The organism is Idiomarina abyssalis (genome assembly GCF_900116625.1).
GTDB classification, from domain to species: Bacteria; Pseudomonadota; Gammaproteobacteria; order Enterobacterales; family Alteromonadaceae; genus Idiomarina; species Idiomarina abyssalis.
Genome location: NZ_FPBE01000006.1, coordinates 81,056 through 101,831, shown reverse-complemented (window position 1 = coordinate 101,831; position 20,776 = coordinate 81,056). Strand labels below are relative to the sequence as shown.

Genomic DNA, 20,776 nt, shown 5'->3' with positions numbered 1-20,776 from the left:
TACCTCTTACCCAAACGGACTATCAAACACGCTTCGGCGAACCGTAACCGCAACATTTTTCGCATTGGGCACTGCCCCGGGCTTAGCTACGCGCACTTCAACATTCTGAACACCAAACTCATTCAGAATTAAGGTAGCAACCCCTTCAGCAACCGTTTCAATTAACTGTCTCGGCTTCTCTGCCACCCAGGCAGAAACCCGCTCGCTGACCAGAGCGTAGTCTAAAGCGTCATCGATATTGTCGGTAGTTGCTGCACGCTGGTTGTCCCAGCTCATTTGAATATCCAGCACTAACGACTGTTTTTTTTCTTTTTCCCAGTCGTAAACGCCAATAATGGTTTCTATGGTTAGACCCTCAATACTGACGACATCAATATCTGCTTGTTCCATTTGTGTTAACCCGTGGTAATTGCCCAAAAAACCGCTTATTCTATGGGCATTGACTTTTAATCGCAGTCTACCTTAACCAACGAGGGATTCGTACCCCATGACAGCGCTTACTTTACTGATGATACTTTCAGCCTACCTTCTGGGCTCTATCAGTAGCGCTGTGGTTATCTGCCGGCTTTGGGGGCTGCCTGATCCGCGCAAAGAAGGCTCTGGTAACCCCGGAGCAACCAATGTTTACCGGGTGGGCGGAAAGATTCCCGCACTATTAACTCTTTGGTTTGATGTTTTAAAGGGTATGGTTCCGGTATGGGGGTCTTACTTTCTCGGCATTGAACCATTTTTCCTTGGCTTAATTGCCGTTGCTGCCTGCCTTGGCCATATCTTCCCGCTTTACTTCCATTTTCGTGGCGGCAAAGCCGTAGCGACCGCCTTAGGTGCGATGTTTCCTGTGGCCTGGGAAATGGCCTTATTGCTTATTGTGACCTGGTTATTAGTTTTCCGTATAAGCCGGGTATCTTCTTTAGCCGCTCTGGTAACCGTTTGCCTGGCACCGTTTTATGCTTATTGGATAAAACCTCAATACACGGTGCCGGTTATTATGATTTCACTATTAATTCTCTGGCGTCACCAGGCCAATATTCTGCGCTTGTCGTCGGGCGAAGAAAAAGCCTTTAAACGGCGTCGTTAATATTCACCATAGGTTTCAAATCCGTCATCGGCCATCTTGGATGTGTTTTTACTGCCAGTGACTCACGTTCTCCCGCTTGTAACCGCAGGGCGCCAGCTAAAGCAATCATCGCACCATTGTCGGTGCAGAACTCAGTACGGGGGTAAAACACCTGCCCATTTTGCTTTTGCAACAAAGCCTCAAGTTTGGCGCGTAAGTGTTTATTGGCACTGACACCACCAGCAACGACTAAACGCTTGTAGCCGGTTTCTTTTAATGCCCGGCGACATTTGATCACCAGCGTATCAACGACCGCATCTTCAAATGCCCGTGCAATATCGGCCAGAGTCTGCTCGTCATTATCATTAGCGGCCAGAGTATTAGCTGCGGAGGTTTTCAAACCACTGAATGAAAAGTTAAGCCCGGGTCTGTCAGTCATTGGTCTGGGGAAAGTAAACCGTTCACTGTTACCTTGTTCTGCCAGCGCGGCCAGTCGTGGTCCTCCCGGATAATCCAGCCCCATTAGCTTAGCCGTTTTATCAAATGCCTCGCCAGCTGCGTCATCGACGGATTCGCCCAGCAAATGGTAATCGCCTATGCCTTTTACCTGCACTAATTGAGTATGGCCACCAGACACGAGCAAAGCAACAAACGGGAATTCGGGTTGGTTCTCTTCCAGCATAGGAGCCAGCAGATGCCCTTCCATATGGTGAACACCCACTGCCGGCAAGTTCCAGCCGAAAGCTAAACTGCGGCCAATGCAAGAGCCAACTAACAGTGCCCCGACTAACCCCGGCCCCATGGTATAGGCCACGCCGTCTAATTGCTGATGTGTAATACCGGCTTCTTTAAGCGCCGCCTTAATTAACGGTAACGTTTTACGCACATGGTCACGAGAGGCAAGTTCGGGCACCACACCACCATAGTCTGCATGCAATTTAACCTGAGAATACAGCTGGTGTGCCAGTAACCCTTTTTCAGTGTCATACACCGCAACCCCTGTCTCATCACAGGAGGTTTCAATACCCAATACCCGCATAGCGCTAACCACTTCAGTTCTTTATCGACAATTGCTGCCATTTTACCTGATTTTTATTCGCATGACTCGCCTTACGTCCAAAGTTATGCCACTTTATGAAAACACAAAAACAACAAGGGTTTAAGCATGAGACAACTGGTTTCACTTCTGTTTGTTCTGGCCTTAACAGCCTGCCAGACATCACCTGCAGATCACACCGAATTTACCTGGCAGGATGCATCTGTAACTGAGCTTCAGCAAGCCATGAACGAGGAGCAACTAACTGCCGAACAGCTCACACAGTATTACCTGCAACGCATCCACCAAAACAATCAGCAGGGTCCCGAACTAAGAGCGGTAAATAGCCTGAATGAAAACGCATTAGCTGATGCCAAACGGCTGGATAAAGAGCGCCAGCAGGGAAAAATTCGCGGTCCACTGCATGGTATACCGGTTCTTCTGAAAGACAACATTGATACCGCCGAGGGCATGCCAAACACCGGAGGTTCGCTTCTGTTTGCAGAAAATTACCCGGAAGACGACGCATTTTTAGTGCAACAACTGAGAAATGCCGGTGCGATTATTCTGGGCAAAGCCAACTTAAGTGAATGGGCTAACTTTCGTTCAACGCGTTCAAGTTCAGGCTGGAGCGCCATAGGCGGTCAGGCCGTAAACCCTTATGACAGAACCCGTTCAACTTGTGGTTCAAGTGCAGGTTCCGCTACTTCAGTCGCGGCAGACTTCGTTGCGCTATCGGTCGGTACGGAAACCGATGGTTCGTTAGTCTGCCCTGCCGCTGTTAACGGCATTGTCACCATAAAACCAACACTGGGGCTTATCAGTCGCGACGGTATTATTCCTATCGCACACAGTCAGGACACCGCAGGTCCAATGGCACGCACTGTCACCGGCGCTACCTTGATGCTCGATGCAATGAAAGCACATGACCCGGGCGACCCTGCCGGCTACCGCAGTGAAACAACCTTTGCTTCTCATTTAAAAACAGACGGACTAAAAGGCAAACGCATTGGTGTGGTTCGCAATTTAATGGGATACAACGAGCTACTGGACAAACAATTTGAACAACAGCTTGATATTCTGAAAGCGCAGGGGGCGCAACTTGTTGATGTCGAAATGCCAACCTACGGCGAATACGGCGGTGACGAGTTCACAGTACTGCTGTATGAGTTTAAGACTGACATGGCTTCGTACCTTGCCGACACCCAGCTTCCTTACCGCAACCTCGGCGACATGATAGAAGCCAATAATGAACTGGCTGAACAAGAGCTTTTATTATTTGGCCAGGAACTTTTTGAAATGGCCAATGCGCAGGAAGATGAAGCGGCTTATCAGCAGGCCCTGGCTAACAGCAAAAAGCTGGCCGGTAAAGAAGGTATTGATACCATGCTTAGCGAAAACAACCTTGATGTACTCATTGCTCCAACAACCAGCCCGGCCTGGAAAATTGATCATGTTCTCGGAGACAATTATTCAGGTTCGGCCAGTTCACCCGCGGCAGTTGCCGGGTACCCGCACATCACCGTGCCGATGGGGTACATTCAAATAGGTGACGAACCGGCTCTACCTGTTGGAATGAGCTTTTTTGGGGCAGCACGCTCTGAAGCAACACTGATAGAAGCGGCTTTTGCTTACGAACAAGCCACACAACATCGTATAGCTCCTAATCTGGTTGCAACTGACTAAGGTTAAGTTTACGACTATCGAGCGGCCGGCCATCAATATCTCTGAGCGTTAATACCAATTCCGGCTGCTCTTTCCATATCACTTCAATTTGACCATAACGGCTTTCCGTAAAAGCCTTTCCGTCGCGATAACTCGACTGGTAAGGCGTATCACCGTCAAAGTTAATAGTACCCGGAGTTACCTGCCATAGTGGGTAAGAAAGAAACTCGTCAGACTTTGCAAATTCACCAAAAAACCTATCGCCGCTGGCCAAGAGTAAACCAGAGGGCTTCAGCTCAGTTAACAATTCTTTTAAGCGTTTTTGTTCACGTTTATAGAGCGCCCAACTGTCATAGCCGTTTGCCGGAGCCAGTACCGGTGTCGCGCTCATAATAATACGAACCTCAGCTGGCTTTTGTAACTGTTCAGCAAGCCACTGCCATTGTTCATCACCCAGTAAGGCACCGGTATTATTTGCCTGATAAGGACCTAAGTCAGAATTAAAACGGCGCGTTTGGCGCTCCATCCACCCCACGGTAGTGAGTGGGTCTCTATTCCAGCGCCCATCGAGCACAATGACTTGAACACGTTGTGGTTCACTGCCAAAAATCACGCTCTTAGCGATACCGTGCGTCTGAAAAAGTCGTTCCGAGGTTGCGGGTTCGCGCCAGAAGGTCAAAAAGTGATTCCTGACGGCATAGCGATTCGGGTTATTCTTGCCACCGTTGCCATCCAGGCTGTAGTCGTTACGGTTCCACACGGACATTACTGCCGAGTTGCGGCGTAAAACCCTCGGCCCCCGGTAACGGTTAAAAACCTCGTAGGCATCGAGTAGGTCATCCATATCATCAGCATCGACATCAACCGTGTCGCCCAGAAAAACAAACACTTCAGGCTGTGCGTGGTTAACGGCATCCCAGATTTCCTGCCGACTGGTATGGTCAATGCAGCAACCAAAGGCCACTCGTGTTGATTGTTGTGCCGACACACTGGACGCAAAGGCCAGTAGTAAAAACAGCCAAACACTCCGTATTTGCATCAGAAATCCTCTTTATTCACCGCGCAGCGGCGCGCCTCACTTGCTTCTATATCGCCACGTGCCACCAATTTCTTGAGCGCCTGATCCAATGTTTGCATGCCACGCTCTGCCCCTGTTTGTATGGACGAGTACATTTGCGCCACTTTATCCTCACGGATAAGGTTCTTGATAGCGGGTGACGACAGCATAATTTCATGGGCAGCGACGCGACCACCGCCAACACGCTTCAGCAGACTCTGTGAAATTACTGCACGTAATGACTCCGACAGCATAGAGCGGATCATGGGCTTATCATCCCCCGGGAACACATCAATTATACGGTCAATGGTTTTTGGCGCCGACGTTGTATGCAAAGTACCTAAAACCAAGTGTCCTGTTTCAGCTGCTGTCATGGCTAAACGAATGGTTTCCAAGTCACGCATTTCCCCTACCAGGATAACGTCAGGGTCTTCACGCAATGCAGAGCGAAGCGCCGCACTGAAACTTCGCGTATCCCGGTGTACCTCGCGCTGACTGACCAGACTTTTCTGGTTGTCGTGAACAAACTCTATCGGATCTTCGATAGTCAAAATATGTAACGACCTGGTTTGGTTTAAATAATTGACCATAGCCGCTAAGGTCGTTGATTTACCGGAACCCGTTGGCCCGGTCACCAAAACTAAACCACGGTTGGCACTGACAATGTCTTTAAATATTTCAGGAGCGTCCAGTTGTTCCAGTGTGGTGACTTCACTGGGGATCATACGAAACGCTGCCGCAATACCTTTTCGTTGTGTGAATACATTCGCCCGGAAACGCGCAATGCCTTCAAGCTCGAACGAAAAGTCACACTCAAATTTTTCTTCAAACTCCTGCCACTGACCTTTGCTCATCACCTCAAACAACATATCTTTCAGCTCATCAGGCTGGTGCTCGGGTTGATTTAATGGCCGAATGTCCCCATCCACTCTAATCATAGGAACACTGCCGGAAGACAGATGTAAGTCCGAGGCATTTTGTTTCACACTAAAGGCCAGTAATTCGTTAACATTCATATATCTTATTCCTGAATCAGTGAGATGACGGTGGCAATGACAACTAAGGTATCAGAAAAGATAACAAATAATCTTGCGGAAATACGTCAGCAATTGCAGATTTTAGCCGAAGAGTCGCAACATGGGCAGTCAGTGAAACTGCTAGCCGTGAGTAAAAAACACTCTTTGGATGCAATAAAAGCCGCAATCGCCGCCGGACAAATGCATTTCGGCGAAAACTACGTTCAGGAAGCGGTTGATAAAATCACCCAGCTAAAAGAACACATACCCGACCCGGTCCAGTGGCACTTTATTGGACCGATTCAGTCCAATAAGACAAAAGATATTGCTCAGAACTTTGACTGGGTACAAAGCGTGGAGCGGGAAAAAATAGCTCGCCGCCTGAATGAACAGCGCCCAGACAGTCTCGAGCAACTCAACATTTTACTACAGGTGAATATTGACGACGATGACAACAAGTCGGGTCTGGCGCCAGAGCAAGTTGAAGAATTAGCTGAGTATGTGATGAGCTGCTCAAAGCTTAAATTACGCGGCTTAATGACCATACTCAAAGCAGGAACAACGGAAGAGCAACGCAAGCAAAGTTTTCAGCACATGTTTCGCCTTTATGAGCAACTGCAACAAACCTGTGGCGAGCAAATTGATACCTTATCCATGGGGATGTCGGGCGATATGCGACAAGCAGTGCTTGAGGGTGCTAACATGGTACGTATTGGAACAGCAATTTTTGGAGAACGGGAGTCCTAATGAACGACATTCGCAATATTGCCTTTATCGGCGCAGGTAACATGACACAAAGCATTGTCGGTGGTATGTGTAAAAGCGGTTACCCTGCTGACAAAGTCTGGGTCAGTAACCCCAGCGATGCCAAATTAGAGAAAATGAAGTCGGAGCTGGGCGTTAATACCAGCAATGACAATCTGGAAGTTGTGAATAATGCTGATGCTATCGTATTGTCCGTTAAGCCTCAGTTAATGGCAGAAGTTTGTGCTCACTTACGTGAAAATATCCACAACCTGACCGACAAACTAATTATTACCATTGCTGCGGGTATTCGTATTCCGAAATATCGCGAGTATTTAGGCGAAAACATCCGTATTATCCGCGTTATGCCCAATACGCCATCATTGGTTGGCCAGGGCATGTCGGGGTTAGTCACAGACAACTCAGTGGACGATGCCGATAAAAACTTTGTCACAGAAGCATTTAACGGTGTAGGTGAAACCCTCTGGGTTAGTGATGAAGATCAGCTCGATATTCTCGGTGCTGTTGCCGGAAGCGGACCAGCTTACTTTTTCGAGTTTATGGACAGCCTTGCAAAAGCAGCGACCGAGCTTGGCTTTGATGCAGAGAAAGCCCGCGCAATGGTTCAGCAAACCTGTTTAGGCGCCGCACAAATGGCTAAAGAAAGTGAACTGTCATTAGAAGACTTGCGCAAGCAAGTCACCAGTAAAGGCGGCTCAACAGCTAAAGGTGTTGAAGCCTACCAGGACTCTGACTTACACGGCATTTCGGAAAAAGCCGTAAAAGCAGCGGTAAACCGTAATCAGGAAATGGCGAAACTCTTCTAGGAGTCACTATGAATAACGCCCTCACATTTTTAGTCGCCACCCTAATTGATCTGTATCTGATCATTGTGCTGTTGCGACTCTGGATGCAGTTAACCCAGGCAGACTTTTACAACCCGGTCAGCCAATTTGTGTATAAAGCAACACAGCCCGTTGTCGGACCGCTTCGTAGCTTCATGCCAATGATAGGTAAGCTGGATACTGCCAGTTTAATATTTGCGCTAGCGCTAGGCATGTTGAAAGTGGCAGCTTTGGTCTGGCTAAATGGTCTGGCTGTGGGTCCACTGGTTATTGTCATTCAGGGCATACTAACAACCATTAGCAGCCTGCTGTCGATGCTGTTCTGGGTATTGATAATCCGCGCCATACTCAGTTGGTTCTCACAGGGGTATAACCCGGTAGAAGCCATGCTGCATCAAATTACAGAGCCTCTGTTAGCACCTGTACGTAAAGTTATTCCGCCAATTGGTGGCCTAGATTTATCGGTACTGGTTGTTATTATTGCCCTGCAGTTTTTACGAATATTAATTGGCGTTTAACGTTACTGGTGGAGGATAAAGTGATGAGTAAAACATTCTTTGTTAAGACAGTAATAGCTATGTCCATGCTGCTCTCTGCCAGCCTTATGGCTGAGCAAAAAAAGACTCTTGGTCAATGGGATGTTCACTACAGCGCTTTTTCCTCCACCTTATTAGCTCCGGCAGTAGCAACGCAATATGACTTAACCCGAAGCGCCTCAAAAGGTGTACTTAATATTGCCGTGCTCGACAAACAAACTCAAAAAGCACAAACCCCTGGCGTTACCGGGCAAGTTATTAACCCGCTGGGCCAAATACAGGAACTCGAGTTTCAGCAGGTAACAGAAGGCGATGCCAGTTACTATCTGGCACAGTTTAATTACACCAATGCCGAAACCCTGCGCTTTACTATTGAAGTTGGTGACCAGCAAACGCTTAAATTTAACCAGGAGTTTTGGTTAAACGACTAGCCTTTTACCGGCTTGACACCAATTGACTGGATATCGCCTTTGTCACTGACTTTTCGTACGGTCAGAATAACATCACCTAAACGTATGGTGTCGCCAATAACCACTCGCCGGTGGAATTTCAGCAAGAAATAGTCGGATATCGTCGTGCTCAATAAACCTTCGTTAAGTTCCCCCACAGGGTAGAAGCTACCGACATCGGCCAGCGTCAGATCGCCACGTAACGTGAAGTCACCAAAGAAGTCTTTTTCTGATACCTTTAAGCCTTTACCACCTGATGCAAGAATTCGACTGACCTCGTCAATATCTTTCACCGTAGCAGCCACCAGCAAACCGTCACCTTCTTCAACCATGGGCTGGGTTTCCGGCTGCAACCATTCGCCGTCGCGGATCAACCCAACGAAAGTGGCAGGCGCAGTTAACTTCAGCTCTTTCCAGGTATGGTCACAGGCAGGTGAGTTTTTATCAATGCGATAAAGCCAGACCTCCAGCGCCTCTTTACTGGGCACAGATGATAGTGGCATACGTTGCTGCGGTTTTGCTTTTAACGGCACTTCCAGCCCCAGCCAGCGCGCTACCGGCGCAATACTCCAGCCCTGAATAATCAATGAAATCATTACCACAACAAAAGCAATATCGAAGTAAAGCTCCTGATTTGGTACGCCACTCAGCCATGGGAATAAAGCCAAAATAATGGGGACGGCTCCTCTTAACCCCACCCAACTAATAAACACCTGCTCTCGCCAAGGAAAGCTAAAGGGCAATAAACTCACCACCACCGCCAACGGACGAGCAATAAATATTAGAGTAAAGGCAATACCAATTGCGACCGGTGCGTTAGCGACTAAGTAAGAAGGAACAACAAGTAATCCGAGAATGAGGAACATCGCTATCTGGCTGAGCCACGCCAGCCCGTCCTGCACCTGCAGAATATGAACCAACTGAGGCAACCGGGCGTTACCAATAACAAACCCCATTAAATAAACAGCCAGAAAGCCGCTGGCGTGCAGTTTCGCCGTTAATGCGTAAATGGAGATAGCACAGGCTACGGCCAATAAGGGGAAAAAGCTAAAGCTTAACGGCAGTTTTCGAGCGGCAATAATGAATAGCCGCCCACCTAACCAACCTATTGTCAGACCGCCAATTAACTGCCAGACAATATCAAGACCTATCCAATACCAATCTGGAAAACTGCCACTGGCTACGGCGCCGGTCATCGTTAAAGTCAGAATGACCGCCATTGGATCGTTACTGCCCGACTCTATTTCAAGTGTTGAGGCAACCCGCTCTTTAATTTGTAGTCCTCTGGATTGAAATATACCAAACACCGCTGCCGCGTCAGTTGAGCTCAGTATCGCCCCCATAAGCAAAGCTGCAGGCCAGGGCAAAGAAAACCAATAAACAGCGAGGGAGGCAACTAAGGTACAGGTTAAGGCAACACCTATTGTTGCCAGGCTAATGGCAGGCCACAAGGCGACCCGAAAGCGTTCTGGGTGAGTTCGCATCCCCCCGTCAAAAAGGATAATGACCAGAGCAGCAGAGCCTATAAAAAAGGCGATATCCGGATTGTTAAACTCGACTCCCAACACTCCTTGTTCACCGGCAAGCATGCCAACTAACAAAAAAGTCAGTAGTACAGGGGCTCCCAGTCGATTGGAGGCCACAGCGGCTAAAATGCTGACAACCAACAACAAGCCACACAGTAAAATCAAGGTGTTAGCCGAATCCAAATAGAATCTCCTTATCTCTGTCTCTGTCTCTGCCTATTTATCATAACAGATTTAACTTAGACGCTAATGTAAGATTTCAAATCCCGTTAAAACCCTTTATCCTGTGCCTCTTAATAATGAGTGTACAGGTCCGTTTTATGAAGCCACAAAAAACTTTGGTATTGGCTACCGGTAATGCAGGTAAAGTTGCCGAGTTACGTCATATGTTAAGTCGAACAAAGGCTACTGCCGACTGGCAGGTCCGCCCACAATCCGACTGGGACTTCACTGAAGCTGACGAAACTGGAACCACCTTTGTCGAAAACGCCATTATTAAAGCGCGGCATGCGTGTCAACAAACCGGGCTACCCGCTATTGCCGACGACTCAGGGCTTGCCGTTGCAGCGTTAAACGGCGCACCGGGGGTTTATTCTGCTCGTTATGCCGGCTCCAATGCGACAGATTCCGATAATATCAATAAATTATTACAGGCTTTAGAGGGCGCTGAAGAGCACCAGCGACAGGCCAGTTTTCATTGCGTATTGGTCTATATGCAAAGTGCAGAAGACCCAACGCCAATTATCTGCCAGGGCCGCTGGGACGGACGCATATTAACAAAGCCAGTCGGTGAACATGGTTTCGGCTACGACCCCGTTTTTTGGGTTGAAGAAAAAAATGCTTCAGCCGCACAACTTGATAAAACAGAAAAACAAGCGCTCAGCCATCGTGGTCAGGCTCTGAAACAACTGATTGAGCAGCTCACTAAATGACTTACCCACTGACGCTTCCGCCGTTATCTCTGTATATACACATTCCATGGTGTATTCAGAAATGCCCTTACTGCGACTTCAACTCACATAAGCTAACGGGCGATGTGCCCGAAGCAAGTTATGTCGGACGTCTGCTGGAAGATCTAAGGGCCGACCTTGAGTGGGTACAGGAACGAGAAATTCGGTCTATCTTCATTGGCGGAGGCACACCCAGTGTACTCTCGGCTGCAGCAATACAGCAATTAATGGACGGTGTGCGGGCAACCGTAACCCTGAGTTCTGACTGCGAAGTAACCATGGAAGCCAACCCGGGTACTTTTGAGACCGAAAAATTCTCCGCGTTCGTTGCTGCTGGCATAAATCGATTGTCTATTGGCATTCAAAGTCTGCAGGAGCACCAACTGCAGCGTCTGGGGCGTATTCATAACCCGCAGCAGGCAAAAGAAGCAGCCCGACACGCAAGTCAGTTACCGCTCGCCAGCTTTAACCTTGACCTTATGCATGGACTGCCGGACCAAACCGTAGAAATGGCATTAGATGACTTGCGTCAGGTCATCGCGCTGAACCCTCCGCATATTTCCTGGTATCAGTTAACTATTGAACCTAACACCCTGTTCGCAAGCCAGCCGCCTGAGTTGCCTGACGATGACACCTTATGGGAAATTTACCAACAGGGTCATAAGCTTTTGGAAGCGGCCGGTTACCATCAGTACGAGGTGAGTGCTTATGCAAAACCGGGTCACCAAAGCCTCCACAATAAAAACTATTGGCAGTATGGCGATTACTTAGGCATTGGCTGCGGAGCACACAGCAAAGTCACACTTCCACAGCAAAATAAGATTCTGCGCTGTGAAAAGATAAAGCACCCTAAAGGTTACTTGGATCTGACTAAAGCTCTGCGTTATCAGTTAAAAGAAGTTGCAATTGACGACCGTATGTTTGAATTCTTTATGAATCAGTTCCGTTTACTGGAGCCAGTTAGCAAAGATAATTTTGAACATACTACCGGACTTCCCGCCGACTTAGCGTCAGAACACTTGGGCAAGGCAAAATCTCTGGGGTTGGTAATTGAAAACACACAGCACTGGCGTTTAACACAGCAAGGCCATCGCTTCCTGAACTCAGTTTTAGATACGCTTCTGGATTAATCCAGAAGCGACATCACTACTTAACCTGAAACTGTAAATCCCAGACGCCATGCCCTTTACCTTCGCCCCGGCGTTCAAACTTGGTTTTGGGTCGACTTTCTGGTCTGGGCACGTAATCTCCTGAAGCTGATAAATTGCTTAAATCAGAGGCTCCATTTAACACCTCTAGCATGTGCTCAGCGTAATTTTCCCAGTCTGTTGCCAGGTGAATAATCCCACCAGATTCTAGCTTCTGAGTTAATAAGCTCAAAAACTCGGGGTTCACTATACGACGTTTATGATGACGCTTTTTATGCCAGGGATCAGGGAAGAAAATCTGAACGCAGTTTAGGCTTTTGTCCGGAATACACTGTTTCAACACCTCAACGGCATCTTCGTGAAATACCCGAAGATTGTCTATCCCCGCTTCTTCGACAGCCATAAGGCAGGCACCAACACCAGGCTCATGAACTTCGATACCAATGAAGTCGCGCTCGGGGTCATTAGCAGCCATTTCAACCAGTGAGTGCCCCATACCAAAGCCGATTTCTAAAGTTACGGGAGCCTTTCGATGAAAAACCTGGGCAAGATCCAACCGACCACTATCCAGCGTTAAGCCAAGAGTCGGCCAAAGGCGCTCAATTGCAGTTGCCTGCCCTTTCGTTAGCCTTCCTTCTCTTTTAACGAAACTCCGAACTGTTCTGACATACTTACCCGCCGCTGCGGCTTCTTCGGCACTTTTAAACTGGCTCATGACTTTCCTGACAATTAGTGACTTAGCTAATACCAAAAAAACAGGCCTGAAAAATCAGGCCTGTTTACAGTAGAGCTATTATCGCTATTTCAAGCAATCAATACAATTGGTATTAACGTGTTTTAGGTACACGGTTAACAACTTTCAATGTTGCTTCAATGCGACGGTTTTTCTGGCGGTCAGCCGCACTGTCTTCACGAACTCTAGGCTGAGACTCACCGTGTCCTTTAAAGTCCACTCGGCTTCTGGCGATACCATGCTTTTCAACCAATGCGTTGGCAACAGTTTCTGCACGACGTTCAGACAACCACTGGTTGTACTCAGCTTCACCTGTGCTGTCGGTGTGTCCATGAATAGTAATATCGAGTTGTGGATGCTCTTTCATGAACTCCGCCATTTCCTCGATATCGTTACGTTCGCCACTACGAATCTCAGATGAATTCAGGTCAAACTCAACGAGTAACTCTTCAGTGATAGTCTCGTTTTCGTATAAAATACAACCGTTTTCATCCACTGAGTAATTCTTAGGCGTATTTGCGCAATTGTCTTTAGAGTCAACAACGCCGTCACCGTCTGAATCTACAGGCTCTGATTCAGGCTCAGGTGCTGCTTGTTGAGGTTCTGGCTGTGGTTCAGGACGTGGTCTTGGCTCAGGGCTTGTATCGCGGCCGCCGAAGAACCACTGCAAACCAATGTTTGCAAACATTTCGGTGTAGTCTTCTTCCCAACCACGCTGGGCTCCACCTTCAATCCGCCACGCCAGGTTATCGTTAATAAAGCTACGGTGACCCAGGGTCAGGCGAGCTGCGACATCGGTTACATCACCAATTTCAGTGTTATTCACACCTAAACCGGCATAAAAGCTGTTATTGAAGTGATACAGCGCATCAACACCATAGCTGTCGCCATAGCCATCGCCGCCGCCAACTAAGTCAGCTTCCATGTAATCGTAATAGATACGGGCTTCCCATGCCTCAGTAAACATCATGCCAGCTTCAATACCTGAGGTGATGGTTTTGAAACCGTCATCAACAAAAAATAACTGCTCATTTTTGACCGCAACGCGATCATCATCAGCAGAAAATACGCCCAAACGCGCACCCAGATAAAAGTCGTTTTGCTCAACCTCAGTCTGCTGTGCAAAAACCGGAGCAGTTAACCCGGCGGTAAGCAAAGATAAAGTAATTAGGTTTAAGGTTTTCATTGCAAAGCTCCTTTTAATTGCAATAACAATCATGCTCGGAATATGAGACACTGTGTATGTCATAAAGAATAGTACATTCTTGAAATTAGTCATTTTTATTTGCAGAGATTTACAGTTGACTCAAACATTCAGCTCTCAAGTCCTTCGCTGGTTTCAACAGCATGGTCGCAAGCATCTTCCCTGGCAGAAAAATGTCACCCCATACCGTGTCTGGGTTTCAGAAATCATGCTCCAACAAACCCAGGTCACCACCGTTATTCCGTACTTCGAACGTTTTATGGAGACATTTCCCACAGTTCAAGCATTAGCCGAGGCTCCGCAAGACCGAGTACTGAACTTATGGACAGGTTTAGGCTACTATGCCCGCGCCCGTAACCTTCATAAAACCGCAAAAATCATTTGCACCCGTTTTAACGGTAAGTTTCCTAAAAAAGTTCATGAGCTTGAAGAATTACCCGGTATTGGTCGTTCGACAGCAGGCGCTATTCGTTCACTTGGGCATGGTGAGTACGCTCCAATTTTAGATGGCAATGTTAAACGTGTCTTAGCCCGCCACTTTGCTGTCGCAGGTTGGCCGGGTAAAACCAGTGTATTAAAAGAGCTCTGGCAACTCAGCGAAGAGCTTACTCCTGAGAGTGACTCTGGTGCCTATAATCAAGCCATGATGGATATCGGTGCAATGATATGCACCCGAACTAAGCCGCTCTGCGAGCAATGTCCCGTCAACAATACTTGTTTAGCCAAAGCAAAGAATACAATGGCACAGTACCCGGGTAAGAAGCCAAAAAAAGCCAAGCCAGTCAAGGCAACGCATATGCTGCTTTTCCGCCACCAGGGTCAGTTGTTATTGGAGAAAAGACCGCAAACAGGTATTTGGGGAGGACTGTGGTGTTTCCCTCAAAGCTCAGAAGAAACAGAAGTGCCCTCAGTGATCAGGCAGTACGGGTTAACTGAGCATAGCCGCCAACAGTTGCACGGTTTCAGGCACACCTTCAGCCATTTTCATCTGGATTGCTACCCTCTGCTGATAGACGTCGTTCCCGCTGAAACTCAGCTTAACGAAAACCAGCACCTCTGGGTAGAACCTGACACCGATAAGGACTTGGGCTTTGCTGCACCAACCGTTAGACTGATGAAACAATTAATGACCAATAAGTGAGTACAACATGAGTCGTACCGTATTTTGCCAGCATTATCAGAAAGAAGCCGAGGGACTGGACTTTCAGCTTTACCCCGGTGAACTGGGCGAACGAATTTTTAATAACATATCAAAAGAAGCCTGGGCTGAATGGCAAAAGAAACAGACCATGCTGATTAATGAAAAGCGACTAAATATGATGGATCCATCTGATCGCGAATTTCTTGAAGCCCAAATGACGGCCTTTTTATTTGAAGGCAAAGATCCCCAAATAGAGGGCTATACTCCTCCCGAGAAGTAATTGTCTCAGTAATCTTTTTTAAAGAATGCTCTTTTTTCTTGTCAATCTAAATTATTGTCTAATATATTGACAATAGGTATGGCTTATGAGCCTCACTGGAGCTTAGACAGCCAATCTGTTAGACTACTAACGAATTCAACAAAAGGGAGTCTCTATGAAAGCGCCATCCTGGCGAAGAGCCGTACTGAAAGTGGGGAGTGCGCTCATCGCGCCAGATGAAACTGGGGTTAGTACCAAATACCTTTTACCCATCGCTCGTTTTATTAACGAATGCCGCGAACGCGGACAAGAAGTTGTCTTAGTGTCATCGGGCAGTGTCGCTGCCGGACGCAAGCATATTAACTTTGAACACAAGAAAGTTCCTGTAGCCGTACGCAAAGCAATGTCAGCCGTCGGTCAGAATGAAATGATGGGCTACTGGTCGCGCTTCTTTGATTCCCCCTGCGCCCAGTTGTTAATGACACACAGTGACTTACGCGACCGCGCTCGCTACGTAAGTATTAAAAACACCTTAAACAGATTGTTAGAGCACAACATTTTACCTGTGGTAAATGAAAACGATGCTCTGGCTACCGACGAAATGAAAGTAGGCGACAACGACAACTTGTCAGCCATGGTAGCCACGTTAGTCGACGCTGACGCTCTGTTTATTTGTTCAGACATCGATGGCCTGTACGATTCCGATCCCAACCTGAACCCGGACGCCAAGAAAATACCGGTGGTTGAACAAATTGACGAAAGTATTTACTCACTTGCCGGTGGTTCTGTGAGTTCTGTAGGTACTGGTGGTATGCGGACCAAAGTTGAAGCCGCTGAGAAAGCCACTTCCCATGGTATCGATACCTACATAGTCAACGGTCGCAAAGGTGAAACCTTTGAATCGTTGTTACAAGGTGACATCCCCGGCACATTATTCCGTCGCCAATCTGATCCAATTAGCAACAAAAAGCATTGGTTAAGACATACCTTGGTTGCCCAGGGTGAAATATTGGTTGATGAAGGTGCTGAAAAAGCATTAATTGAGAACGGTGCCTCGTTATTAAGTTCAGGCATTGTTGATGTACAAGGCGATTTTGATCGCGGTGACGCCGTGCTGGTTCGCAGCGCCAATGATACTGACGCTATTGCAAAAGGTATTTGTCAGTACAGCGCGCATGAACTTATGCACATTAAAGGGCAGCAAACAGAAGACATAGCTGAAAAATTTGGCTATAGCCCAATTACAGAAGTCATTCACCGTGACGATCTAATGATTTTGGAGGACGCATGAGCCAGCAATTAGCAAAAGAGATTTCACAACGCGCCGCAAAAGCAGCACGCGCTGTAGCAACCTTATCTGAAGCAGATAAAAACAGTGTGCTACAAAAGATGGCAGACGCAATTCGCGCACGCCAGGACAAGATTATTGAAGTCAATAAGAAAGACCTGGCTACCGGTAAAGAGAAAGGTCTGAGCGATGCCATGATGGATCGCCTGGAGTTGACACCGGAACGTGTTGAGGGCATGGCTTCTGCCATTGAAGAAATCATTGCATTAAAAGATCCGGTCGGCGACAGCTACGTGCTGGATGAGCGCCCTAACGGAATGAAAATTGAAAAAATGCGCATTCCACTGGGTGTTATCTGCATGATTTATGAAGCGCGTCCAAATGTGACCGCCGATGCCGGTGCCCTGTGCTTTAAGTCTGGCAACGCCGTAATCTTACGTTGTGGCCGTGAAGCAATTGAGAGCAGTAAAGCCATTGCTGAAGCCCTGCACGAAGCTTTAGAAGCCAGCAACTTGCCGAAAGACGTCATCACGGTAGTACCAACACCTGATCGTGAACTGATGACCGAGTTACTGCAACAAAAAGATTATATTGACCTGGTTATCCCTCGTGGCGGCGAAGGTCTGATTCACTTTGTTAGTGACACCAGTAAGATCCCGGTGATTCAACACTACAAAGGCGTTTGCCATCTGTACGTTGATAAAGACGCTGACCTTGATAAAGCCCTGGCGATTTTACTTAATGGTAAAACCCAGCGTACCGGCGTTTGTAACGCGCTTGAAGGCTTACTGGTTCATCAGGATGTTGCTGATAAATTCTTACCTATGGCTGCTAAAGCCCTGGCTGAGAAAAACGTAACAATCCACGCCGATAAACGTTCAGTAAGCTACTTTGACGGCGCTGATGAGATTGCAGACGATGCCTTTGGCGAAGAATACCTTGCTCTGGAAATCGCGGTTAAAACCGTTGATAACTACGAAGGTGCTATTGAGCATATTCAGGAGTTTGGCAGTGGTCATACAGAAGTGATTATTACCGAGAACGACGAAACCGCTAAGCGTTTCATTCGTGAAGTAGATTCAGCCGTTACCATGGCAAATGTCTCGTCTCGCTTCTCAGACGGCGGCCAGTTAGGTTTAGGTGCTGAAATTGGTATTTCTACCAGTAAGCTGCACGCTTATGGACCAATGGGTCTTGAAGCCCTAACAACTGAAAAATTCGTGGTAACCGGTAACGGTCAAGTTCGCGATTAATTCAGTGCTTTAACGCATAAAAAAGCCCCGGCTCATTTGAAGTGAGTCGGGGCTTTTTTTTATGGTATGGCTTGAAGCTTAACGGCGATAACCCGTTAATAACTCAGGCCAGTCACGAGACTCCTTCCAGTAAAAAGTCTCATTCTTTTCTTTTTCTTTGCGCAAGGAACGCAGCAAACGCTGAATATTCGCTTCCTTCCACTCCCCGCTTTCACGGAAATCACACTTATCAAAATCCACAATCCAGGCTTTGTCGTTGTCATCCAGCATAAGGTTGTGACAATTCAAATCCGAGTGATAAACACCAGTATCGTGCAATTGCTTAATAGCACTACCGAGCTTTTGCCAAAGCTCAGCTGAGAGCTGTTTCTCGCGCAATAGTCGATAAACATCAACTGCGCCGGGAATCACTTCAACTAAAATATCAGCTTTATAACTAAATACGCCGGTCTTTTCCATTCTGGCCGCCACAGGGCGAGGAACCGGCAAGCCAATATCACGGAGTTTACAGAGCAAATCAAATTCGTGTATTGCCCGGCTTTTCTCCGCTGGCTCGCGTAAAAAACGGTCTTTATTAATTTTTCCAACCAAACCACCACGGTAATAGTGTCGTAACAAAAGCCCTAAATCGCCTTGTTGAATAAACCAGACAGTTGCACGCCCCGTCGAATTCCCGGCAATCGCCTTTTGTTGCTGCCAATACTGGGCTGAAAAATGCTTATCTTCTATCGTTTCTATAATATCGCTGTCATAGCGAATGAGCCCTCGGGGAGTCTGCTCTGTTTTTATCATACCGCTTCCTGTCAGAGTATATTCCAGTGCTCGCTTTAAGACTCTTAACGTAGCACCCTGATGCGTTTGTAAAACGCTTTTAGCAGCTTCATGTTGCGTTTTCATGACCGCTGCCTGCTGCATCAAACTCACAGCCTGTTTAATTTCTTCGGCATTTTTTACCCACCGCACAGCGCCAACTTTAGACAGCTCAGCGTAAACCTGTGGAAAATTAAATACATGCCGCCCAGACATAACATTGGAGCCAGCAGCAATAACTTCAAGGGGGTTGTGCCCTCCACGCTCAATGATACTTCCACCAATAAAGCTCGCTGAAGCTAACTGCCCCCACAGCATCATTTCGCCCATACTGTCAGCGAGAAAGACATCACAGTCCTGTGGTATCTCATTAAACTCGGTGCGGCGAGCCAACTTTAGTCCAGACTGCCGGGTCAGCTCTGCAACTTTTTCAAATTGCTCAGGATGCCTTGGCGCAATAATAAGACAGGCATCAGGTTGCTCTTCCTGAACCAGCTTATGTGCTTCAAGAAGAACTTCATGCTCCCCGGGATGGCTGCTGCTTGCCAACCAAACATTCCTTCCAGAGCAACTCTGTTTCCACGGGTAAGCTTTATCGATATCCTTGCCGGAAAGTTGGATATCGTATTTAAGGTTTCCGTCTACAAAAAGTCGGCTCTGCGCTACCCCCAGAACCTTCATTCGACGCGCAGTTTCTTTATTCTGAACCGACACCAGAGTCAGTTGTTTCCATACAGCCTTCATAAGCCAATGGAAACGCCGGTACCCCCTAGCGGAGCGCGCCGAAAGCCGGGCATTCAATAAACTTACAGGCACATTAGCTTTGGAAAAATGCTTCAGCATCTGCGGCCAAAGCTCTGTCTCCATTATCCATACCCCTTTAGGTTTCAGCTTACGCACGAAACGTTTCGCTGAACCCGGAGTATCAATTGGCCAATAACGACAACTGACAGACTCGCCAAAATGCTGCTGAATGAGTGTCCTGGCGGTTGGTGTCATACAGGTAATCAACACTTTCTGTCCGGGCTGTTGATACAGTAGCTGCTCTATTAATCGCTTAGCCGCTAAGGTTTCTCCAACAGAAACACTGTGGATAACAAGGCAACCCTGCAGCTTTTTATCAACAGCGCCTAATGCAAGCCTTTCTGACCAGTTCTGGCGATAACGGGCATCCTTCTTACCGCGCAGCCACAACCAGACAAAAACGGCTGGAGTGACCAGCCGCAATAGCATTCCATAGAGCCACAGTCTCATATTCTTTAACGCCAATACTCGGCAATCCACTTAGTCGGCAAGACTTTCCGGTACCACTTACCGCTTCGGCCTTCTAATGCATCATCCGGGTGTGGCTTGCCATGGAAGATAATAACTTTTGCTTCTTCAGGTATACGGGGCTCCTGGAAGAAACTTAACGGGAACGGACGCAGACAATGACGTTTGAAGCTACGACACCACTTTTCCGGCCAGTATTTCAGCTTGTTCTGACGATCGACAAAGTGCGTAATGTACTCTTGTTCATTTCGCACATCGGCGGTAGCTGCATCAGGGTCTTTCTTCAAATGCTCCAGGGCATCTTCATGTGCCCCAATATTGAACCGGAATACCGAGGTATTGCCCGTAGCGTCTGATTTATCCCATTCTTTGATCACCATAAAATCACCTTCAGGTTCAAAGAATTCATCAAGACTGCCAACAATAATAATATCCAGGTCCAGAAACAGTGTAGGCCCTTCCAGGTCATACAAAGGGTTTGCAAAACAAGTCAGTTTTAGCCAACCGTGCCCTTTAGTCCAGGGAAGCTGTTCATCAAAGTCTTTAAAGCCGATTTTAGGAATAGCTTTTACTTCAATGTCGTCATTAATGCCTTCAAAATCGTCGGTAAAACAAACAAAACGGAATGGCCGACTGAGATGTCGGCTGACCATAGAGTGCAAAGTATTGACGTAATCGGAGCCATACTTTTTACCCCATTTAATGCAAATCACATTAACTGTATTTTGCTCTGAAGAGCTCCCGCTCTCTGTAACCTGATTCATAATCACTCCTGGATCTTAAACTA

Annotated in this window: 21 protein-coding genes; 12 read left to right on the top strand and 9 right to left on the bottom strand. The window is 47.4% G+C overall.

Features of this window, described 5'->3' with window-relative positions; genetic code table 11:
- Positions 1-6 precede the first annotated feature (6 nt).
- A complete protein-coding gene (gene folB, locus BM359_RS10900) occupies positions 7-390 on the bottom strand; it encodes a dihydroneopterin aldolase (protein WP_054489209.1) in 384 nt (127 codons plus the stop codon).
- 97 nt (positions 391-487) lie between these two features.
- On the opposite strand from folB, the gene plsY reads away from it, so the two are divergent.
- Positions 488-1,078: a glycerol-3-phosphate 1-O-acyltransferase PlsY gene (gene plsY / locus BM359_RS10895; protein ID WP_054489211.1), complete on the top strand. Its 591-nt coding sequence runs from the start codon at positions 488-490 to the stop codon at positions 1,076-1,078.
- Here plsY and tsaD read toward each other — a convergent pair.
- Entirely contained in the window at positions 1,062-2,096 is a 1,035-nt protein-coding gene (tsaD, locus tag BM359_RS10890; protein ID WP_054489395.1) for a tRNA (adenosine(37)-N6)-threonylcarbamoyltransferase complex transferase subunit TsaD, read from the bottom strand. The genes plsY and tsaD overlap by 17 nt on opposite strands.
- Positions 2,097-2,222: 126 nt before the next feature.
- Here tsaD and BM359_RS10885 point away from each other — a divergent pair, with 126 nt between their 5' ends.
- Positions 2,223-3,779: an amidase gene (locus tag BM359_RS10885; protein WP_054489213.1), complete on the top strand. Its 1,557-nt coding sequence runs from the start codon at positions 2,223-2,225 to the stop codon at positions 3,777-3,779.
- Here the strand turns inward: BM359_RS10885 and BM359_RS10880 are convergent.
- Entirely contained in the window at positions 3,757-4,797 is a 1,041-nt protein-coding gene (locus BM359_RS10880; protein WP_054489216.1) for a metallophosphoesterase family protein, read from the bottom strand. The two genes, BM359_RS10885 and BM359_RS10880, sit on opposite strands and share 23 nt — an antisense overlap.
- Positions 4,797-5,831 (bottom strand): type IV pilus twitching motility protein PilT, encoded by a 1,035-nt coding sequence (locus BM359_RS10875; protein WP_054489217.1) that lies wholly within the window; start codon positions 5,829-5,831, stop codon positions 4,797-4,799. The genes BM359_RS10880 and BM359_RS10875 overlap by 1 nt, the downstream gene beginning before the upstream one ends.
- Positions 5,832-5,867: 36 nt before the next feature.
- On the opposite strand from BM359_RS10875, the gene BM359_RS10870 reads away from it, so the two are divergent.
- From BM359_RS10870 to BM359_RS10855, 4 genes are read left to right on the top strand one after another with little or no spacing between them, the layout of a single operon-like run.
- Complete coding sequence (locus BM359_RS10870) at positions 5,868-6,578, top strand: YggS family pyridoxal phosphate-dependent enzyme (protein ID WP_054489219.1); 711 nt, start codon at positions 5,868-5,870, stop codon at positions 6,576-6,578.
- Positions 6,578-7,402 carry a pyrroline-5-carboxylate reductase gene (gene proC / locus BM359_RS10865; protein WP_054489221.1) on the top strand — a complete coding sequence of 275 codons (825 nt, stop codon included), beginning with the start codon at positions 6,578-6,580 and terminating at the stop codon, positions 7,400-7,402. The genes BM359_RS10870 and proC overlap by 1 nt, the downstream gene beginning before the upstream one ends.
- A gap of 8 nt (positions 7,403-7,410) precedes the next feature.
- Positions 7,411-7,938: a YggT family protein gene (locus BM359_RS10860; RefSeq protein ID WP_054489223.1), complete on the top strand. Its 528-nt coding sequence runs from the start codon at positions 7,411-7,413 to the stop codon at positions 7,936-7,938.
- A 23-nt stretch (positions 7,939-7,961) separates the two neighbouring features.
- A complete protein-coding gene (locus tag BM359_RS10855; RefSeq protein ID WP_054489224.1) occupies positions 7,962-8,387 on the top strand; it encodes a DUF4426 domain-containing protein in 426 nt (141 codons plus the stop codon).
- On the opposite strand, the gene BM359_RS10850 is transcribed toward BM359_RS10855, so the two are convergent.
- Positions 8,384-10,114, bottom strand: a complete 1,731-nt coding sequence (locus tag BM359_RS10850) for a potassium/proton antiporter (RefSeq protein WP_054489226.1) — start codon at positions 10,112-10,114, stop codon at positions 8,384-8,386. The two genes, BM359_RS10855 and BM359_RS10850, sit on opposite strands and share 4 nt — an antisense overlap.
- 137 nt (positions 10,115-10,251) lie before the next feature.
- On the opposite strand from BM359_RS10850, the gene rdgB reads away from it, so the two are divergent.
- Together rdgB and hemW are read left to right on the top strand one after the other, a co-directional pair.
- On the top strand, positions 10,252-10,863 hold the full coding sequence (gene rdgB, locus BM359_RS10845; protein ID WP_054489228.1) for an RdgB/HAM1 family non-canonical purine NTP pyrophosphatase: 612 nt from the start codon (positions 10,252-10,254) through the stop codon (positions 10,861-10,863).
- Complete coding sequence (gene hemW, locus BM359_RS10840; protein WP_054489230.1) at positions 10,860-12,011, top strand: radical SAM family heme chaperone HemW; 1,152 nt, start codon at positions 10,860-10,862, stop codon at positions 12,009-12,011. Before rdgB ends, hemW begins: the two co-directional genes overlap by 4 nt.
- Before the next feature lie 16 nt (positions 12,012-12,027).
- Here hemW and trmB read toward each other — a convergent pair whose 3' ends face one another.
- Together trmB and BM359_RS10830 are read right to left on the bottom strand one after the other, a co-directional pair.
- On the bottom strand, positions 12,028-12,744 hold the full coding sequence (gene trmB, locus BM359_RS10835; protein WP_054489231.1) for a tRNA (guanosine(46)-N7)-methyltransferase TrmB: 717 nt from the start codon (positions 12,742-12,744) through the stop codon (positions 12,028-12,030).
- Between the two features lie 112 nt (positions 12,745-12,856).
- Positions 12,857-13,948 (bottom strand): OmpA family protein, encoded by a 1,092-nt coding sequence (locus BM359_RS10830; RefSeq protein ID WP_054489233.1) that lies wholly within the window; start codon positions 13,946-13,948, stop codon positions 12,857-12,859.
- A 115-nt stretch (positions 13,949-14,063) separates the two neighbouring features.
- On the opposite strand from BM359_RS10830, the gene mutY reads away from it, so the two are divergent.
- The 4 genes from mutY (at position 14,064) to BM359_RS10810 (ending at position 17,907) form a co-directional block, all read left to right on the top strand.
- Positions 14,064-15,107 (top strand): A/G-specific adenine glycosylase, encoded by a 1,044-nt coding sequence (mutY, locus tag BM359_RS10825; protein WP_054489396.1) that lies wholly within the window; start codon positions 14,064-14,066, stop codon positions 15,105-15,107.
- A gap of 7 nt (positions 15,108-15,114) precedes the next feature.
- Complete coding sequence (locus BM359_RS10820) at positions 15,115-15,387, top strand: oxidative damage protection protein (protein WP_054489235.1); 273 nt, start codon at positions 15,115-15,117, stop codon at positions 15,385-15,387.
- Between the two features lie 154 nt (positions 15,388-15,541).
- Positions 15,542-16,657 (top strand): glutamate 5-kinase, encoded by a 1,116-nt coding sequence (proB, locus tag BM359_RS10815; RefSeq protein ID WP_054489237.1) that lies wholly within the window; start codon positions 15,542-15,544, stop codon positions 16,655-16,657.
- Positions 16,654-17,907, top strand: a complete 1,254-nt coding sequence (locus BM359_RS10810) for a glutamate-5-semialdehyde dehydrogenase (RefSeq protein ID WP_054489239.1) — start codon at positions 16,654-16,656, stop codon at positions 17,905-17,907. The genes proB and BM359_RS10810 overlap by 4 nt, the downstream gene beginning before the upstream one ends.
- Positions 17,908-17,985: 78 nt before the next feature.
- Here BM359_RS10810 and BM359_RS10805 read toward each other — a convergent pair whose 3' ends face one another.
- On the bottom strand, positions 17,986-19,971 hold the full coding sequence (locus BM359_RS10805; protein WP_054489242.1) for a 3-deoxy-D-manno-octulosonic acid kinase: 1,986 nt from the start codon (positions 19,969-19,971) through the stop codon (positions 17,986-17,988).
- 5 nt (positions 19,972-19,976) lie between these two features.
- The gene (locus BM359_RS10800) at positions 19,977-20,753 is read right to left on the bottom strand and encodes a hypothetical protein (RefSeq protein WP_054489244.1); all 777 of its coding nucleotides are present in this window, start codon (positions 20,751-20,753) and stop codon (positions 19,977-19,979) included.
- Positions 20,754-20,776 lie beyond the last annotated feature (23 nt).

What these genes read in the sequence shown, in the direction of transcription:
- folB (WP_054489209.1), bottom strand. Translation starts at nt 390, where the DNA reads ATGGAACAAGCAGATATTGATGTCGTCAGTATTGAGGGTCTAACCATA.
- plsY (WP_054489211.1), top strand. Translation starts at nt 488, where the DNA reads ATGACAGCGCTTACTTTACTGATGATACTTTCAGCCTACCTTCTGGGC.
- tsaD (WP_054489395.1), bottom strand. Translation starts at nt 2,096, where the DNA reads ATGCGGGTATTGGGTATTGAAACCTCCTGTGATGAGACAGGGGTTGCG.
- BM359_RS10885 (WP_054489213.1), top strand. Translation starts at nt 2,223, where the DNA reads ATGAGACAACTGGTTTCACTTCTGTTTGTTCTGGCCTTAACAGCCTGC.
- BM359_RS10880 (WP_054489216.1), bottom strand. Translation starts at nt 4,797, where the DNA reads ATGCAAATACGGAGTGTTTGGCTGTTTTTACTACTGGCCTTTGCGTCC.
- BM359_RS10875 (WP_054489217.1), bottom strand. Translation starts at nt 5,831, where the DNA reads ATGAATGTTAACGAATTACTGGCCTTTAGTGTGAAACAAAATGCCTCG.
- BM359_RS10870 (WP_054489219.1), top strand. Translation starts at nt 5,868, where the DNA reads ATGACAACTAAGGTATCAGAAAAGATAACAAATAATCTTGCGGAAATA.
- proC (WP_054489221.1), top strand. Translation starts at nt 6,578, where the DNA reads ATGAACGACATTCGCAATATTGCCTTTATCGGCGCAGGTAACATGACA.
- BM359_RS10860 (WP_054489223.1), top strand. Translation starts at nt 7,411, where the DNA reads ATGAATAACGCCCTCACATTTTTAGTCGCCACCCTAATTGATCTGTAT.
- BM359_RS10855 (WP_054489224.1), top strand. Translation starts at nt 7,962, where the DNA reads ATGAGTAAAACATTCTTTGTTAAGACAGTAATAGCTATGTCCATGCTG.
- rdgB (WP_054489228.1), top strand. Translation starts at nt 10,252, where the DNA reads ATGAAGCCACAAAAAACTTTGGTATTGGCTACCGGTAATGCAGGTAAA.
- hemW (WP_054489230.1), top strand. Translation starts at nt 10,860, where the DNA reads ATGACTTACCCACTGACGCTTCCGCCGTTATCTCTGTATATACACATT.
- trmB (WP_054489231.1), bottom strand. Translation starts at nt 12,744, where the DNA reads ATGAGCCAGTTTAAAAGTGCCGAAGAAGCCGCAGCGGCGGGTAAGTAT.
- BM359_RS10830 (WP_054489233.1), bottom strand. Translation starts at nt 13,948, where the DNA reads ATGAAAACCTTAAACCTAATTACTTTATCTTTGCTTACCGCCGGGTTA.
- BM359_RS10820 (WP_054489235.1), top strand. Translation starts at nt 15,115, where the DNA reads ATGAGTCGTACCGTATTTTGCCAGCATTATCAGAAAGAAGCCGAGGGA.
- proB (WP_054489237.1), top strand. Translation starts at nt 15,542, where the DNA reads ATGAAAGCGCCATCCTGGCGAAGAGCCGTACTGAAAGTGGGGAGTGCG.
- BM359_RS10810 (WP_054489239.1), top strand. Translation starts at nt 16,654, where the DNA reads ATGAGCCAGCAATTAGCAAAAGAGATTTCACAACGCGCCGCAAAAGCA.
- BM359_RS10805 (WP_054489242.1), bottom strand. Translation starts at nt 19,971, where the DNA reads ATGAGACTGTGGCTCTATGGAATGCTATTGCGGCTGGTCACTCCAGCC.
- BM359_RS10800 (WP_054489244.1), bottom strand. Translation starts at nt 20,753, where the DNA reads ATGAATCAGGTTACAGAGAGCGGGAGCTCTTCAGAGCAAAATACAGTT.